The sequence below is a fragment of the Phaeospirillum tilakii genome, from assembly GCF_042683125.1.
Taxonomy (GTDB): domain Bacteria; phylum Pseudomonadota; class Alphaproteobacteria; order Rhodospirillales; family Magnetospirillaceae; genus Phaeospirillum; species Phaeospirillum tilakii.
Genome location: NZ_JBHUIY010000033.1, coordinates 1 through 15,633 on the forward strand (window position 1 = coordinate 1; position 15,633 = coordinate 15,633).

At 66.6% G+C, this 15,633-nt stretch carries 14 protein-coding genes; 5 read left to right on the forward strand and 9 right to left on the reverse strand.

The genetic code is table 11. The features are described from left to right. Positions 1-123 (forward strand): integrase core domain-containing protein (locus ACFSNB_RS14350; protein ID WP_377316801.1); only part of this gene is annotated, 123 nt, incomplete at its 5' end. 266 nt (positions 124-389) lie between these two features. Here ACFSNB_RS14350 and ACFSNB_RS14355 read toward each other — a convergent pair. The 3 genes from ACFSNB_RS14355 to ACFSNB_RS14365 are packed head-to-tail and all read right to left on the reverse strand — an operon-like array spanning position 390 to position 3,244. After that, positions 390-1,244 (reverse strand): hypothetical protein, encoded by an 855-nt coding sequence (locus ACFSNB_RS14355; RefSeq protein WP_377317751.1) that lies wholly within the window; start codon positions 1,242-1,244, stop codon positions 390-392. Between the two features lie 12 nt (positions 1,245-1,256). After that, entirely contained in the window at positions 1,257-2,117 is an 861-nt protein-coding gene (locus tag ACFSNB_RS14360; protein WP_377317753.1) for a NotI family restriction endonuclease, read from the reverse strand. After that, entirely contained in the window at positions 2,114-3,244 is a 1,131-nt protein-coding gene (locus ACFSNB_RS14365) for a DNA-methyltransferase (protein WP_377317755.1), read from the reverse strand. Before ACFSNB_RS14365 ends, ACFSNB_RS14360 begins: the two co-directional genes overlap by 4 nt. A gap of 586 nt (positions 3,245-3,830) precedes the next feature. On the opposite strand from ACFSNB_RS14365, the gene ACFSNB_RS14370 reads away from it, so the two are divergent. The 3 genes from ACFSNB_RS14370 (at position 3,831) to ACFSNB_RS14380 (ending at position 5,947) form a co-directional block, all read left to right on the forward strand. Then, positions 3,831-4,163 (forward strand): hypothetical protein, encoded by a 333-nt coding sequence (locus ACFSNB_RS14370; RefSeq protein WP_377317757.1) that lies wholly within the window; start codon positions 3,831-3,833, stop codon positions 4,161-4,163. Continuing rightward, positions 4,160-4,735, forward strand: a complete 576-nt coding sequence (locus ACFSNB_RS14375) for a PIN domain-containing protein (RefSeq protein WP_377317759.1) — start codon at positions 4,160-4,162, stop codon at positions 4,733-4,735. Before ACFSNB_RS14370 ends, ACFSNB_RS14375 begins: the two co-directional genes overlap by 4 nt. A 135-nt stretch (positions 4,736-4,870) precedes the next feature. Next, positions 4,871-5,947 (forward strand): glycosyltransferase family 9 protein, encoded by a 1,077-nt coding sequence (locus ACFSNB_RS14380; protein ID WP_377317761.1) that lies wholly within the window; start codon positions 4,871-4,873, stop codon positions 5,945-5,947. A gap of 28 nt (positions 5,948-5,975) precedes the next feature. Here ACFSNB_RS14380 and ACFSNB_RS14385 read toward each other — a convergent pair whose 3' ends face one another. Then, positions 5,976-7,319: a methyl-accepting chemotaxis protein gene (locus ACFSNB_RS14385; protein WP_377317763.1), complete on the reverse strand. Its 1,344-nt coding sequence runs from the start codon at positions 7,317-7,319 to the stop codon at positions 5,976-5,978. A gap of 549 nt (positions 7,320-7,868) precedes the next feature. On the opposite strand from ACFSNB_RS14385, the gene ACFSNB_RS14390 reads away from it, so the two are divergent. Beyond that, a complete protein-coding gene (locus ACFSNB_RS14390; RefSeq protein ID WP_377317765.1) occupies positions 7,869-9,047 on the forward strand; it encodes a hypothetical protein in 1,179 nt (392 codons plus the stop codon). A gap of 16 nt (positions 9,048-9,063) precedes the next feature. Here ACFSNB_RS14390 and ACFSNB_RS14395 read toward each other — a convergent pair whose 3' ends face one another. The 5 genes from ACFSNB_RS14395 to ACFSNB_RS14415 all read right to left on the reverse strand — a co-directional run bounded on the left by ACFSNB_RS14395 (position 9,064) and on the right by ACFSNB_RS14415 (position 15,524). Further along, positions 9,064-10,785 carry a FecR family protein gene (locus ACFSNB_RS14395; protein WP_377317767.1) on the reverse strand — a complete coding sequence of 574 codons (1,722 nt, stop codon included), beginning with the start codon at positions 10,783-10,785 and terminating at the stop codon, positions 9,064-9,066. A 2-nt stretch (positions 10,786-10,787) separates the two neighbouring features. Beyond that, on the reverse strand, positions 10,788-12,224 hold the full coding sequence (locus ACFSNB_RS14400) for a surface lipoprotein assembly modifier (RefSeq protein WP_377317769.1): 1,437 nt from the start codon (positions 12,222-12,224) through the stop codon (positions 10,788-10,790). Positions 12,225-12,818: 594 nt separating this feature from the next. Beyond that, the gene (locus tag ACFSNB_RS14405; RefSeq protein ID WP_377317771.1) at positions 12,819-13,679 is read right to left on the reverse strand and encodes a fumarylacetoacetate hydrolase family protein; all 861 of its coding nucleotides are present in this window, start codon (positions 13,677-13,679) and stop codon (positions 12,819-12,821) included. Positions 13,680-13,711: 32 nt separating this feature from the next. Further along, positions 13,712-14,575 carry a J domain-containing protein gene (locus tag ACFSNB_RS14410; protein ID WP_377317773.1) on the reverse strand — a complete coding sequence of 288 codons (864 nt, stop codon included), beginning with the start codon at positions 14,573-14,575 and terminating at the stop codon, positions 13,712-13,714. A gap of 100 nt (positions 14,576-14,675) precedes the next feature. Next, positions 14,676-15,524, reverse strand: a complete 849-nt coding sequence (locus ACFSNB_RS14415) for a metallophosphoesterase (protein ID WP_377317775.1) — start codon at positions 15,522-15,524, stop codon at positions 14,676-14,678. Positions 15,525-15,633: the final 109 nt, after the last annotated feature.

Here is a 15,633-nt window from a genome sequence, read left to right on the forward strand (position 1 = left end):
GCCCGCGCCTCGCTCGGCCGCTACTTTGACTTTTACAACAGCCACAGGCCGCATTCGAGCCATGGCGGCAGAACGCCCGACCAAGCCTACTTTGACAACCTGCCCCAGATCGAGGCAGCATGATTTTTGCCGCCGCTGGGGGGCCTCATTTCGGTCGGGCTACGCCCTCCCTGCATGAGGCCCCCCAGCGGCAAAACCAGACCGAAACCGGCAGGCGATCCACTTAAAATCCGCCGAATTCTGTCCAAACAATCCCGGCCAGCTCTCTATCGCTTGCGAAGTTGGTTGTTAGCTGAGTCAGGTAGTTTTCTGTCGGTCTGAGATGGCCGAGGCAGGGGACTCCCGTATCTGAGCGGAGGCTACAAGAAGTCCCCTGCAATGTCAAGGTGTTACGCCGTGCCAATCTTCGTTTCGGCTTTCATCTTCTCGGCCAAAACACGGTGTAGGTCGTCTAGTGTCCAGCATGCATTCGCTTGGAGGGCCAGACACTGTGCGATGCCTGCCATATCTGTGCTGACGGTTCTCGCCAACTCAAGCGCGTAACCGGCATCCTGCGGTTTGGTCAGGTTGTAGGCGTGGATGTGTAGGGCATGTGCGGGATCAGCCGGGTCTTTGAAATGCGAAAAGCGAAACTCTTTCCGCATGTAATCCAGCAAGCAGTCCTGGAGGACGAGGACGAGCTTCTTGCCCACGTTCTGGAAGGTTTCGACCTTGTGGTGGATTTGCATCAACGTGGTTTTTGCGGTGTGCTTCCAGTTGATGCCGCATGCCTTTTCCACAGTTTCGGCGTCATCTGATGGAGTCATGCCAAACTCGCGGACCAAGCGTTGACGTTCCGGCCAAATGGTTCCCGTGGTATCCAGCGATTGTAGCTCAATGCCAACGAAATCAATGATAGCCGTCCCTCTCGCCGCGACGAGAAAGTAGTCCACGCTTCCCCCCGCGATTTTCACTTCCGGTATGAGGTGAAGCTCGTCCCCAGGGAGTTTACCTGTCAAAAGGCCAAGGCAGGCGACGAACACTTTTTTCTGCTGAGCCAGCCGACTGGGGCAAATGATAATGGGCTTCGGGGCCTTCTTCCCGTGCAGAACCGAGCATGTCCCGATCATGATCGAAGAGTTGCTCTTCCTGTTCTTCGTGCAGCGCTGGGTGGTGAAATCGCAGTTCTCGTCTTGGAGAATTCGCGCCCAGTCGGTCGCCGGAGTGCCAACGGTATGGCCATAGAATTCAACGATTCTGTTCACGCTTTCGCTCCATCAGACACGCCAAGCCGGGTTGAACAGTGTCGCCGGGGAAATCTTTGCCTGAAGTGAGGCGATGATGATGTCAAGCTCCACCCGAGGCTCTGCTTGCAAGCCAAGACAAGCTCCGATGCCATCTGCATCCGTGCTCAGGCGAGCGGCCATGTTTAGGCGGAGGTCCCCTCCCTGCGGGGCAGACATCTGGTAAGCGTGGAAATGCATGGAATCGCCGATCACAGCCGGATTTTTCAGGTGATCGAACCGAAACTCCCGGCTCATATAGGCGAGAAGGCAATCTTGGACGACCAATGCGAGCTTCTTATTCAGGTGCTCGAAGGTTTGGACCTTGTGGTGCATCTGAACCAGAATGGTCTTCGCGGTCATTTTCCAGTTCATGCTGTACCCTTTGTCCGAGAACTCTGCGTCGTCGGATGGGGTTAGGCCAAGCTCTCTGATCAGACGCTGCCGTTCCGGCCAAACTGTGCCGGTGGTATCCAGTGTCTGTAGTTCGATGCCAACGAAATCTTTGACCCGCCCTTGAGCCACGGACACCAAGAAATAATCCACGCTCCCGCCAGGGATGGATACCTCGGGAACGATATGGAGTTCATTTCCGGGCTGATGCAGCGTCAGCAGATGAAGGCAGTCCATGAAAATCTGGCCGCGTTCAATCAACCGCGTCGGGCAGATGATGATGGGTGCGGGAGGCGATCCGTAGGTAACTGTACAAGAGCCGATAGAGATGCCCGGATCGCTCTTGCGCACTTTATAGCAGCGCTTGTTCAGGTACGGACACTGCTGGGCGGAAACCAGAGTGGGCCAGTCCATACCGGCATTCCAGGCGGCATGACCGAAAAGCTCGACGACTTTGCTCATGGGGTGGACCTGAGCCTTTCTTGGGTGAGTTCGAGGTAGCGTTGCGAGATGTCAATCCCGACTGATTTCCGCCCCAGCAGATGAGCGGCAACCAGTGTCGTCCCCGTTCCAGAGAATGGATCGAGGGCGATCCCCCCTGGGGGGCAGGTCGCCAAAAGCGGGCGACGGCAAAGGTCGATGGGGTATGCTGCGAAGTGAGCCTCGCGGCCTTGGGTATCCTCGGGGATGATGTCCCAGACATCTCCCGGCTTGCTTCCCTTCGGGTGGTACTTGAGAAAGTAGAAGCCCTTGTCGAGGAGTTCCTTGGCTCTGCCGGACACCTTGGCACTGTCGGAATGAGTGGTTCGCTGCTGCCCCCTGATGACCATGCGGAAGTCAGACAGCTTGCCCTCGGCAACGTCGGAGAGGATTTGCTCCAGCGCGGTAAACGCGGTCTTCTTCTCGGAGGGCGTGAGCGCGGTCGATAGTTCGATCTGACGCTTGTACCGCACGCCTGAAACGCCCGTTGCCGAGATCACCGCGCCGTTCACAACCTTCGCTTCACGCGCCTTTGAGCGAATGGCGTCAGCGTCATAGTAGTAGCCCTTCGGCTGCTTGACGAAGTGGAACAGGCTCTCGTGGACATTGGCGAGGCGGTCCTTGCTGTTATCCATCCCCCCCTTGAGCTTGTTCCAGACAACATCGTTCCGAAGTACCCAGCCTTGGTTGTCGGTAAGCTCGAAAGTGACGCGCCACGGGATGCCCACCAAACCTTTGCCGCTGTATGTGTCGCCCAGGTTCAGCCAGAAAGAACCTTCAGGCTTGAGAACGCGCTTCATCTCTGCGAACACCTCGGCAAGGTGCTTAATGTAATCCCGGTAGTCGGCCTCCAGGCCGATCCCGCCATTGTCGTATTCCCGCTTGCCCCAATAGGGGGGCGAGGTCATTGCGAAGTCGATGGACGAATCGGGGAGAGATTGGAGGACGGCCTTTGCGTCGCCCAACATCAGCAAGGGGGAGGTGCGTGCCTGATCCCGGTAAGCACCAAACTCCGCGCGGTGATTGCGGGTGACGATGGAGCAATCAGCCTCTTGGCCGGTAACGGGGAACGCCTCCCCGGATACGCGCTTCGCGCTGGCTCTCTTCATTTCTCACACCCTCGACCAATGGGAGGGTAGAATAGCGAGATCAGAGTGCGTGAGCGAGGGCTGTCTAGGGCTGGGACGCGAGGGACAAACTGGGACGGGAATTATGAAACTCAGAGCAGTTTTCTGAAACGCCATGAAACTGCAAGCCATTGAATAAGATTGAAAATTAGTGAAAATGGCTGAAACCCTGGGTGGCCTAGAAAGATTCCCAAGCTTACGACGAGGGTTCGATTCCCTTCACCCGCTCCAAAAATTCCCCCGGAAAATTCAGTGAATTGGCGGCAGCCAGCCGGCTGATCTCCTTGCGCGTTTGAATCGTGAATACGCCCATAGTCCTTTTTTCTCGGGGACTCGGCGGGAAGCCTGGGGCCCCACGGCGAACCATGGCCCCCAGGCGTCGGCGTCAGTCCACCCAGGCCGGAAGGTCTCCCAGGGTGTACAAGACCACCCGCCCTCCGGGCTTGCGATATCGAGACCCCTTCCCCTGGCTGGCCCGGTTGGCGAGGGTCTTCGGCCCTGAGTTCAGGGGCTTGTCCCAGACCGGACGTGAGCTTATTTTATAGAAACTGGAGAAACAGGGGAAGCTATGGCAGCTCGCACCATCTCGGCTTATGCCGACGAAAAGACCGCTGGGGTGGTCGAGCGGATCGCCCAGCTTGAGGATCGCTCGCCCGCCCAGATCGCGGCGGCGGCCTTGCGATTCTATGTCCGGCTGCCCGCCGAGGCGCACGCCGCGTTTCGCCGTGTCGAGAAGCTGGGGACGGATATGGACATGGATGCCCTGGCCCGCGAGATCACCCGCAAGACCCTGGACGCCGAATGGGAGGTCGCCCATCGTCAACTCCTCTCCGAGATGAAGGCTGGTGAAGGCGAGAACGAGGATGACCTCCTGGCCGAGGCGGTGCGGCTGACCGAATGAATCCGCCCATCCTTAATCTTTGCTTTGACCTCAACGTCTGGTGCGCCGCCTTCCTGGCAGATCGCAAGGGCATGTCCGGCACCGCCTCGCAGACCCTGATTGAGGTGGCGCGTCGCGGCCACTCGGGCCATTTCCCGGTCCAGTTGGTGGTGTCGTGGGGCATGCTGACCCGGCTGCGCAAGGTCTTCGAGGTGGATTGGGGCATCAGCCGCCAGACGGTGGATCCGGTCATCGAGACTATCGCCGGATATGCCCGCCTTGGGCCGCTGGCTACGGCGCCCCATCTTACGCGGGGCGGCACCGGCCTCATGCCGATGCGTGACGAAGAGGATGCCCATGTGGTGGAGACCGCCCTGGCCGGTGGCTCCCACCTTTTGGCCACCGCCAATTTCGACGACTTCATTGGAAGCAAGAGCCGGGTGCTGGAGGAAGGCAAGATCGCCGTCGTCGGAACCGCCGCCGCCCGGTTGGTGGTCGCCCATCCCTACCGCGCTGCCGCCTGGATGCGGGAGGGACTTTTCCCCGATGCGGAAACGGTTGAGCGGCAGTTCGTCAGGATCCTGTCCCGTTGAGTGGTGTCATACCGGTCGCCCTTTGCAATGATCCGTTTGGTGGCCGGCAAGCCCGCGCGGCGCCCGCTCTTTTGGTTGACGTCCCCCGGGGGGCTGGCGGATACCGGAACAATCGTCGGCCGAAGGGGGTTCGTCGTGCCCGAGCTGAAACGCATCCTGATCCTGCGCTATGGCGGGGTCGGCGATCACATCATCTTTTCCGACGCGCTGCGGCAGATCCGCCGGCTCGAACCCGATGCCCACATCACCATGCTGGCGCCGCGCCATGTCGAGGATCTCTACGCCCACAATCCCTATATCAACGCCTGGGTGGCGGCGCCCGAGCTGGCTGGGGCGTTCCAGGACTGGGGCTTCGATTTCGGGGTGATCGACGACGCGCTGGGCGAGTTGCGCGAGACGGTATTCGATTATCTCTACGATCCCGATCCGCACCAGCTCAGCCTGTCCGGGCTGGTGGTCTCCCGGCTGACGGCACTGCGCAAGATCGGCTTTCGCCAGCAGCACTGGATCCTGCCCTTCTACCAATCCAACCGCTATTTCACCGACCTGCTCGACCGGCCGGTGCTGCCGCACATCGCCCAGTACCAGTCGATCTTCTTCCGCGCGGTCTACGGCGTCGATTATCGCACCGAGGATTACGCGGTGTTCTTCACGCCGTTCGCGCGGCAGCGGTTTCGGGCGATCTTTCCCGATCCGCTGCCGGGGCGCGGGTTGGTGGCGCTGCATTGCGCCGGCACCGATCCCAGTCGCCGCCTGTCGCTGGCCCAGGTCGAGGGGCTGATCGCCGGGCTGGTGGCGCGCGGCTACATCCCATTGCTGATCGGCCAGCAGCCCTACGAGATCGGGCGCGGCGGCGCGGTCGATCTGACCCGGCTGCTGACCATCAGCGAGCAGGCCTGCCTGCTCGGCCGCTGCGCCGCGCTGATCGGGGTCGATTCCGGCGGCAAGCATCTCGCCGCCGCGATGCGGCTGCCGATCTGCGAGATCGGCCACATTCCGGCGCCGCTGCTGGCCGATAACGGCGCGCTGATCCCGGAATCAGCCTTCTGCGCCCTGTCGGTGTTCGCGCCGGTCAATGGCTGCCGCCACGAACTGGTGCTGCCGACCGCCCCGGGACTCGACCGTGCCGCGGTCGAATCCGGCGCGGCGATCCAGTCGGTGGCGGTCGAGGCGATGCTGGCCGGCTTCGACCGGCTGAGGGCGGCGCCATGACCGACGCCGCCCCGGGCGGCGGGCCGGATCAGGCGGCGCGGATGTGGGTGACGAAGGCATCGACCTTGCGCGACAGATCGACCGAGCGTTCCGACAGCTGATCCGACGCCGTCAGCACCTCCTGCGCCGCCTGACCGGTCTGGCCGACGGTGTCGGACACCGCGACGATGATCGTGCTGACGGTGCGGGTGCCCTCGGCCGCGCCCTGGACGCTGCGCGAGATTTCCTGTGTCGCCGCCCCCTGTTCCTCGACCGCCGCGGCGATGGTGGCGGTGATCTCGTTGATGCGGTTGATGGTGCCGCCGATGGTCCCGATCGCCTCGACCGCGTCGCGGGTGGCGCTCTGCACCGAGGCGATCTGCTGCGAGATCTCCTCGGTCGCCCGCGCGGTCTGGTTGGCCAGGGTCTTGACCTCGCCCGCCACCACCGCGAAGCCCTTGCCGGCGTCGCCGGCCCGCGCCGCCTCGATCGTCGCGTTCAAGGCCAGCAGGTTGGTCTGGCTGGCGATGTCGGTGATCAGGCGGACCACGTCGCTGATCCGCGCCGCCGCCTCGTTGAGGCCCTGGACCAGCGCGTTGGTGCGCTCGGCCTCGGCCACCGCCGCCTGGGCGACCTGGGAGGATTGGTTGACCTGCTGGCTGATTTCCAGGATCGAGGCCGACAGTTCCTCGGTGGCCGAGGCGACGGTCTGCACGCTGGTCGAGGCGAGCTGGGCGGCGTCGCGCACCTCGTTGGCCTGGCGGGTGGCGTGATCGACCGTGGCGCCCATCGCGTGGGCGGTGGCGCGCATCTGGGTGGCGGCCGAGGCCACCGCGCCGACGGTGCCCGACACGTCGCGTTCGAAGGTCTCGGCGTGCTGGCCGAGCAGGGCGGCGGCGCTGTCGCGGCTGGCCTGGATGTAGACGCTGATGGCGAGGTCGATGTCGAGCATCATCGCCCGGTTGATCGCCGCCAGCACGAAGGCCAGCCGCTCGGGCCGCCAGCGATAGGTCCGCACCGCCACCTCGTTGATCCCCTGCATGATCACGCTGTAGCTGCCGAGATACCAGCGCGGTTCCAGCCCGATCTGCTGCCGGGCCCGGGCCGCCTTGATCACGTTGGCGAAATAATCGTCGCTGAACGTGCCGGTGAACAGGAAGTCGATGAAATGCCGGCGCTGGCCCTGTTTGATCGTCTCGTAATCGCCCATCCGGGCGTAGAGCGCGGCGGCGGCGCCGAATTGGTCGATGTTGTCGTAGATCTTCGCGAGGATCGGGTCGATCGTCTTGTCGAGAATCGGCCGGAACTCGCGCAGGGCGGCGCGGGTCGCCTCGTCGATCGCCAGGAATTTCAGGCGGACGGTCTGATCGATCATGACGTCGGTCGAGCTCATGATGTTTTCCCCCACTCCACGGATCATTTCCGGCGGCCCGGCGTCCGGCACCGGGAGTCCGTTAAAAGTTAATAAAATATTGACGAGGGTGTCGGGACGGGGTCGAGCTTGGTCGGCAGGTCCTTGGAAAGGCACGGCTAATATATCAGCCCGAGACGGCACCGGTTTCCTTTGCGCTTTGTCTTTTTGTATGTCATTGCGAGGTGGTTCGGTCAACTCAAAAGGGTCGCGTCGCGCCCGAAAGTCGTCGGGATTTGCTTGAAGTTGTTCCAAAATTGTGGAAAATCCTGCGAGGACTGTTCCTCCGTTGGTGGTTTTCGCGGGGGGCATCCGATGGGCAAGGCGTGGGAAAAGCTCGGTTTTTGGGCGCCGCCCCGGCGCGGGCGGGGAAAACGGTCGGCCGCCCGGCGTGGCGGGGATGACGTTCGGGAGGGCGGGGCCGTGACTCTTGCCGGGGGGCGACCGGCCCGCTTTCCTGTTTCGCCGGCCCGACGGCTCCCGTACTGTTGATCGATCGACTCCCGCCGAGGACCGCCGTCGGAAAAGCTGATGCCGCGCCCGCCCGTTGCCTCCCGCACCCAGATGATTCGCCGGATCAACCTCACCCTCGAGGGGCCGGTGGCCGAGGTGTTGTCCCACCTCGTTCCAGAACTGAAGAAGCTGCCCCGGCGCGGCGTGCTCGAACGGGTGCTCGACGATCCCGATCTGCTCGACCGCTGTTTCCGCGCCTTCCGCGCCGATCCCGAGCGGTTCCGCGCCCTGCTGGTCGATCGCCACAATGTCCCGGTGACCCAGGCCGATGCGCTGCTGGCCTGCGGGCGGTCGCTCGACGACATCGTGGCGATGCTGGTCCGCACCTGCGCCAAGCGGCAGTTCCGCCGCCGGCTCGACGGGCTGTCGCGTCCGCTGCGCCCGGGGCCGCCGCCGCCGGCGCAGTACCGCCCGGTGCGCCAGGACGGCCTGATCCGCCGGCTGGGGCGGCTGCTGACCGCCCAGGGCCGCGAGGCCGGGGCGGCGCGCAGCCGGGGCGAGGCGCTGTATGACGCCTTCAAGGATTACCTGCGCCACGACTGGCAGGTGCCGCTGGTGCCGGAATATTCGACCCTGTCGCCGCAACTGGTCCGCCAGCTGGGGGCCCGCATCCTCGAATACCGCGCGGTCGAGGACATCCGCCGGCTGCGGGAGAATCCCCAGGAACCGCCGCCGCCCTCGACCCTGCTCGAGGCCGGTCCGGTGTCGTCGCCGCTGACCGCCCCGTCCCGCCCCGGCGCCCCGCCGCCGCCAGCGGCAGCGGGCGATCGCCGCGCCCGCCTGCTGCGCTGTTTCAGCCCCGATCTCAAGCGGCTGCGCAGCGAGGTGTTCGCGCCGATCCTGCTCGATCCGGCGGTGCGGGGGGTGCTGTCCTCGCCGGCCTCGCCCGATCAGACGGTGCGGCTCAACCGGGTGCTGGCCGAGGTGGCCGGGCGGCCGGCGCGGCTGCTGATGGAGGAACTCGACCTCGGCCCCGAACAATTGACGGTGCTGATGCTGGTGGCGCACGAGCGGATCGGGGCCGAGGCGTTCAGCCACGCCTTCGGCGGCCGCAGCACGCTCGATTATGTCGCCAAGGTGGTCGAGCGGGCCCGGGGCTTCGGGCTCGGCGCCGACACCCCGCTGCCCGAGGTCGCCGCCTTCACCCGCCGCCTGTTCGCCGCCTTCCGCCCCGGTTCCGGCGGCGGCAAACGCTGAGTGGAACGGCGCCGCCCTATTTCTTGGCGCCGTAGGCGGCGGTAACGGTGACCGGCATGCTGTTGGTGGTGGTGGTGCCCCTGACCTGGGCGCCGCCGGCCACCTCGGCCGCCGAGGTGCCGTAGAACGTGCCGGTGTAGCTGCCGCTGGTGCTGGTGACGCCGGCGCTGCTCAGGCTGGCGGTGCCGGTGAAGCTGTTGCCGCCCTTGAAGCTGGCCGAGTCCAGCGCGACGGTCACGCTGCTGATTTCGCCGGAGGTGATGGTGGAGATGATGGGGTTGCTCGCGCTGTTGAAGTTCAGGGTGCCGGCAATCGTCCCACTGCTGAAATTGGCCGTCAGCACCGCGGTGCCGGTGATGCTGGCGACCTTGGTATAGTTCGCGGCCAGATAGCCGGCGGCGCCGCCGTTATAGGTGGCGGTGCCGGACGTGGGCATCTGCGTCGCCGGGGTCACCACGCCCGCCCAGAACGTGCCGAAATAATAATCCTCCGGCGCGTTATCCTTCTTGCGCCACGTCCCGTAGGTCGAATAGGACAGCCCGGACGCGTTGGCGTAATCGTAGATCGTCATCCAATAGGCATCGCCGCCGGTGGAGTAGCGCCGCACCCCGCCGGTCTCGCTGTCGAGCAACAGCCAATAGGGAGCGTAGGGGTCGGAAGCGGAGCTGTCTTGAAGAATCAGCCCGTCACTGGTGTAGCTGAAGCTGTAGCTGTTTCTGGTGGAGACGTCGCTGGCGGTGCAGCTGCATTCGTAATAGGTGTCGCTGGCCTGCGCGGAGCCCGAGGCGATCGAGAATTCCAGGGCGGTGATCGTGCCGCCGCCGACCGCGGCCAGGGTTTTGAGCGGGGTCTGTTCGTCCCGGACCACCAGCACCTGCTTGCCGGTGCTGATGACGTGGCCGATGTCGTCGCCATCCAGTCGGACCGGGTCGGAACTGGTGATGATGTTGACCGTGTCGTGGCCGGCGGCGGTCGCCTGGCCGCTGGCGCTGGCGGCCGACGGACCCTGACCGCCGCTGCCGCCCGATGCGGCACCGCCGCCCGGCCGCGCCGCCCGGTTGAGCTGCTGGATCTGGCCCGGGGTCAGCGGGGCCGGCGGCGTCGGCGGGGCCCCGACGCTGACCAGGGTGGCGAAGCCGGCGCGGCTGATCTCGGCCGTGCCGCCCGGGGTGGTGACCACGATCGCGCCGTTGCGGGCGCCGCCATTGTTGTCGCCGCCGGGGCCGAGCAGGGCGACCAGGGTCGCGCCCGGACCGACCACGCCGCCGACGATGGTGCCGCGAATGCCGATCGAGCCTTCCGGGATGCGGATGGTGACGTTTTCCGGGTGGGCGGCGGCGATCTGGCCGCTGACGAAGCGGAAGCTGCCCTGTTCGACGTTGAAGTCGATCTTGCCGTCGCTGCTGGCCGGGTCGAAATTCAGCGCGTCGATGGTCATCCGCGCATTCTCGCCGATCGAGAACACCGTCTGGTCGACCAGCAGCACCTGGAGCCCGCCGCCCGGCCCGGTGGCGATCAGGTCGCCCTGATAGATCGGCTCGCCGCTGCCGATGCGGTGGCCGATGGCGCGGTTGCTGGCGTCGAAGCTGGCGGCGGCGAGCTGGACCTCGCCATGCACCCCGCCGGCCGAGCCGATCTGGACGCCGGTCCCGGCGGCGATCTGGGCGTGGGCCGGGGCCAGCGGCGCGGCCAGCGCGGTCAGGGCGGCGGCGGTGGCGAGCAGGGGACGGGGCGCCATGATCAGAACTCCCATCGTTTCGACAGCAAGGCCTGGGTGCGGATGTTGGAATAGGTGTAGTTGGTCAGGGTCGATTGCATGTGGTAGTGCTCGGCGCTGACCGAGGCGACGATGTCGCTGATCTGGTCGGGCGCCTCGGTGCCGAACAGGCTGGTGACGGTGCCGAGCGGGACGCCGTAGGTCAGCGACACCCGGCTGTCATTGTCGCGGCGGGGCTGGGTGCTGAAGGTCGGGTTGGGGGCGTGATAGGCGGCGGCGCCCAGTTCGCCGGTCAGCGTCACGAACTGGCCCGCCCCCAGCAGCCAGGTGTCGCCCAGCCGCACCGCGCGGCGGGTGTTGGACATGTATTCGGTGGCGGCGTTGCGGCGGCTGGCCCCGAGGCTCAGCGCGATGGTGTGCGCCGGGGTCGGGTGCCACTGCACGCCCCCCCACATCGTGGCGAGGATGCCGCTGCTGTCGGTGGCGGTGGGGTCGGCGGAGATGTCGTGGAACACCTGCTTCTCGACCCGCAGGCTGCTGATCGCCTCCCACCCCTCGGCGAGGCGGTAGCTGACCGAGCCGGTGATGCCGTAATCGCTGAGATAGTAATCGTCGTTCATCGCCATGCTGGCCCAGATCAGCCCGACCTGGGCCTTGATCGGGCCGTCGGCATAGCGCAGGCCGCCGGTGGCGCCGCCGTTGACGGTGTTGTAGACCTGCAACGCCGACTGGCGGTCGCCCATCACCGCCAGACTGCCATAGACCGACAGCCGGGGGTCGGTGCCGAGATCATAGTCGAAATCATAGGCGGTCTGGGCCAGCTTGCCCCAGTCGCTGCGTTTCTGCGCGCTGCCCTGCAGGGTGAAGCTCAGATCGTTGATCAGGATGTTGCCCGAGGTCGGGCTGGCGTTGCGATTGTCGTCGTAATGGCCGCCCAGGGTCAGGGTGACGCTCTGATGCAGCCGCTGGGTGCGCCGCTCGATCTCCTCCAGCGCCTGGGCGCGCTCGCGGCGCAGGTCCGGACTGAGCTGGGCCGGGTCGATCGCCTCCAGCTCGCTCCTGGCGGTGACCTTGTCGTCGAGGCGGAGCAGCACCAGCGCATGCACCAGCCGCACCTCGGCCGCGTCGGGATGGACCAGCAGCAGCCGTTCCAGCGCGGTTTCGGCCCCGAGCAGGTTGCCGCGCCGGATCTGCTGACGGACCCAGGCGGCGTTGATCGCCGGATCGTCGGGATGCTGGCGGACCTGCTCCCAGGTGACCTCTTCCCCGCCGCCGGACAGCGCGTCCTGCATCGCGGCGCGGGCGGCGGCCTCGTTGGCCTGGATCTGCTCCTGCACCCGCCGTTCGCTCTCGCGGACCTGTTCCGGCCCGGCCGGCTGCGCCGTGGCGGGCAGGCCCGCCGCCAGGGTGGCCGCCACGACCAGCGCCGCCACCGCCCGGTTGCCGCCCGTCCGAGGCAACCGTGTTCCGCTCCGCCGCATCACGCCCGTACTCCCCCGCCATTTCCGGTCCGACGTGCCCGACCGATTCACCCCGATCGGTCAGGTCGCCGTTGCTCGGGGCTAACTATCATCGATCCGCGCGCAAAAACGAAGAGTCGATTTCCACTGGGCCTTGGCAAAACAGGCACAAAATGTGTCGCGCGGGCGGGGGCTGTCTGGTCTTCTCTCTTTTCACGGGTGTTTGTCCGGCAGGGGGCAAGGTCTTGGGTGCCGCCTGTTGCGGGTGGAATTCGATCGATTCTATGCTGTGGCTGCGGCGGATGCCCCGGGGGCCGGGCGGGGATGTCGTCAATTTTAACTTTATTTTTCAATGGGCTCAATTCGCGTCCCGTCGGCATTTTAAGGGGGGGAAGGCCCTTCGCGCGACCAATCCCCGCGCCCAAGCTGACCGGCCGGTTCCGCGCCCGACCATCAAAGGGTTCCAAGGGCCTTGCGGCCCTTGGCGGGGGTGGGCGGAGCCCACATCAGCTCGAAACCCGAGATGAGACGGCATTCTGCCCGCCATATCGACGGAACGCGTTCAACAAAACGGGCCGGCCGTCTTCGTGCGCTTCAGCCTTCGGCCACCACCAGATTGCGCAGCAGGCCGATCCGCTCGATCTCGACCTCGCACAGGTCGCCCGGCTTCATGAACAGCGGCGGGGTCCGGGCGATTCCGACTCCGGGCGGGGTGCCGGTGACGATCAGGTCGCCGGGGGCGAGGGTCATCACCTCGCTGATCCGCTCGATCAGGGTGGCGAGGTCGAAGATCATGTCGTCGGTGTTGGCTTCCTGCACCACCGCCCCGGCCAGCCGGGTGCGGATGCGCAGTCCGGCGGCGCCCGGCGGCAGCATGTCGGCGGTGACCAGCCACGGGCCGAATCCGCCGGTGGCGTCGAAATTCTTGCCCATGGTCCATTGCGACGCCTTGGCCTGATAGTCGCGCACCGAGGCGTCGTTGAAGATCGAATAGGCGACGACATGCTCCAGCGCCCGGTCGCGCGGGATGTGGCGGCCGCCCCGGCCGATCACCGCCACCAGCTCGCCCTCGTAATCGAGCTGGATCGAGGCGCGGGGCCGCACCAGCGCCGCGCCGGCCCCGACCAGGGTCGAGGGGAAGCGGACGAACAGGGTGGGGTAGTCGGGCGGCTGGCGCCCGGTCTCGCGGGCATGGTCGGCGTAATTGAGCCCGACACAGAGGATCTTGCCCGGCCGGCGCAGCGGCGGGGCCAGGGTGACGGCGTCGAGGTCGATCCGCGCCGCCGTCGCGGCGGCGTCGGCGATCTCGGCGAGGTCGGCCTCGCCCTGGATCAGGTCGTCGAGCGAGCCGGGATAGGCGGGGTCGTCCTCGCGCCAGCCGTGGAAATCGGTGCCGTCGCGGGTCACCGCCAGCCCGGAACGGCCGTCGGCGTCGAGGAAGGTGGCGAAACGCATCGTCGGGGGTCTCCTTGGGCGGGGGGAGCGGGTCAGCCGAACCGCAACAGCGCGATCGCCGCGTTGAGCTGGCTCATCCGCTGATGGCTGCCATGGCGGCTGTCGGGGTGGTGGATGGTGGCCAGCATGCGGAACTTGGCGCGGATGGTGCGCTGGTCGGGCATCGCCCCCGGCGGGAAGCCCAGCACGTGCAGCGCCTCCTCGCGGGTGCGCACCCCGCCGGGCAGCGGCTCGAAGGTCAGCACGCCGACGATCGCCCGCAATTCCTCGTTCTCCTCGCTGAGCGCGGCCAGGGTCTGGGCCTGTTCGCGCCAGCCCTGGCGCCGCTCGACCAGCGGATAGGTCGCTTCCGGCGGCGGCGCCACCGGCACCGGCAGCGACGGATCCTCCAGCCGCAGCCGCAGCGCGCCCTCGTCGAGCGCCAGCGCCAGCGCCAGGGCGCGGCGCAGGGTGGCGACGTCGAAGCCGGGCGCCAGCCGGATCTCCAGATGCGGCCGGTCGCGCCAGGGATGGGCGGCGCCCGGCCCGGCGGCCAGCATGACGAGGTCGAGGTCGAGATCGTGCGCCGCCGGCTCGCCCGGATCGGGGAAGCGGGCGATCTCGGCCCCGGGCAGGGTCAGCAGCACCGCGTGGGCGAGGTCGGCGACCCCGACCCCGCGCCGTGCCGCCAGCGCCGTGACCTGATCGCGGAAAAAGCTGGGGCAGGGGATGGTGTAGGCGTGCTGGACGGGGAGGAGGCCGTCACCGTTGTCTCGGTCTACGCTGTCTCGCATCGGAGCCCCGGTGAACAAGGGGGGGTGGCGGGGGCGCCGCCAGGGAATGAACCGGCCGGGGACACGTCCCGCCTCGATCCGGGTGCCGTCGATCCGGGCCGGCGAGCGCAGCGACACCACCACGACCCGCCGTCCCCGCCGCGTCAGCGCACCGGACCCGCCAGAGCGGGCGCGGCGGCGGCGGGAAGCGGCGGGCAGGGCGGCCGGCGGCGGGGCATCGCGCTCAGGCCTCGACCAGTTGCAGGATGTTGCCGTCCGACCCGAAGCAGGCGGCGGTCAGCGGCCCGCCCCGACCGGCGTTGGAATCGAGCGTCACCACATGCGCCCCCACCGTCACCCCGCCCTGGCGATGGTCGGCGCCGCGCACCACCAGCTTGAAGCCGAAATAGGGCTCGGCCAGGGTGGCGAAGGCCGACGAGCCCCACCAGAACGCGTCGCCCTGGCCCGAGGGCGGCCGGCGCGGGTCGAGCCCGGCATGGCAGAACAGCAGCAGGTTGTCGTCGGTGAAGGCGGCATGCTTCAGCACCGTCAGCAGGCTGGCATGGCCGTCGAACTGGCGCATGGTCTGGCGCAGCTGCGCGGTCCAGCGGGTCAGGGCCAGGGTGCCGTCGCGGGCGCAGGCCAGCCCCTCCTCGATCGAGCCGCCATAGGCGGCGATCGACGGGCCGACCCCCTGCGACAGCATCCAGCGCAGCACCTCGGCCGGATTGGGGGCGAACTGGAGCTGGAGCAGCTTCTGCCACATCTCCTCCTGAATCCCGCGCAGATAGACGATGTCGTCGAGCCCGACCCCGGGCCGGGCGATGAAGGCGCGGCGGAACAGCAGCAATTCGTCGATCGTCTCGATCACCTCGGGGCCGTGGCCGAGATAATCCCCGAGATAGATCACCTGATCGCCCGGCTTGCATTCGGCGGCGAGGCGGGCGTGCAGCGCGCGCAGCCGCGCCCGCTGGCCCCGGATCGCTCCCAGGGCCCAGATGCGGCCCCCCCCGCGCAGCGTGGCGAAGACATTCGATTCGGTGGCGGGTGGGGGAGAAGTGTCGGCGTCCGCGCTCATGGAATTCAACAGCATGTCCCCTCTCGCCGGCCATGGTCGCAGTCGGGCGGCGTTCCGTCAACGTCGCTTTATCACCGCCGCTTGCCCTCGACGGTTAATGCGGCCACACTTGCCCACCCCCCGC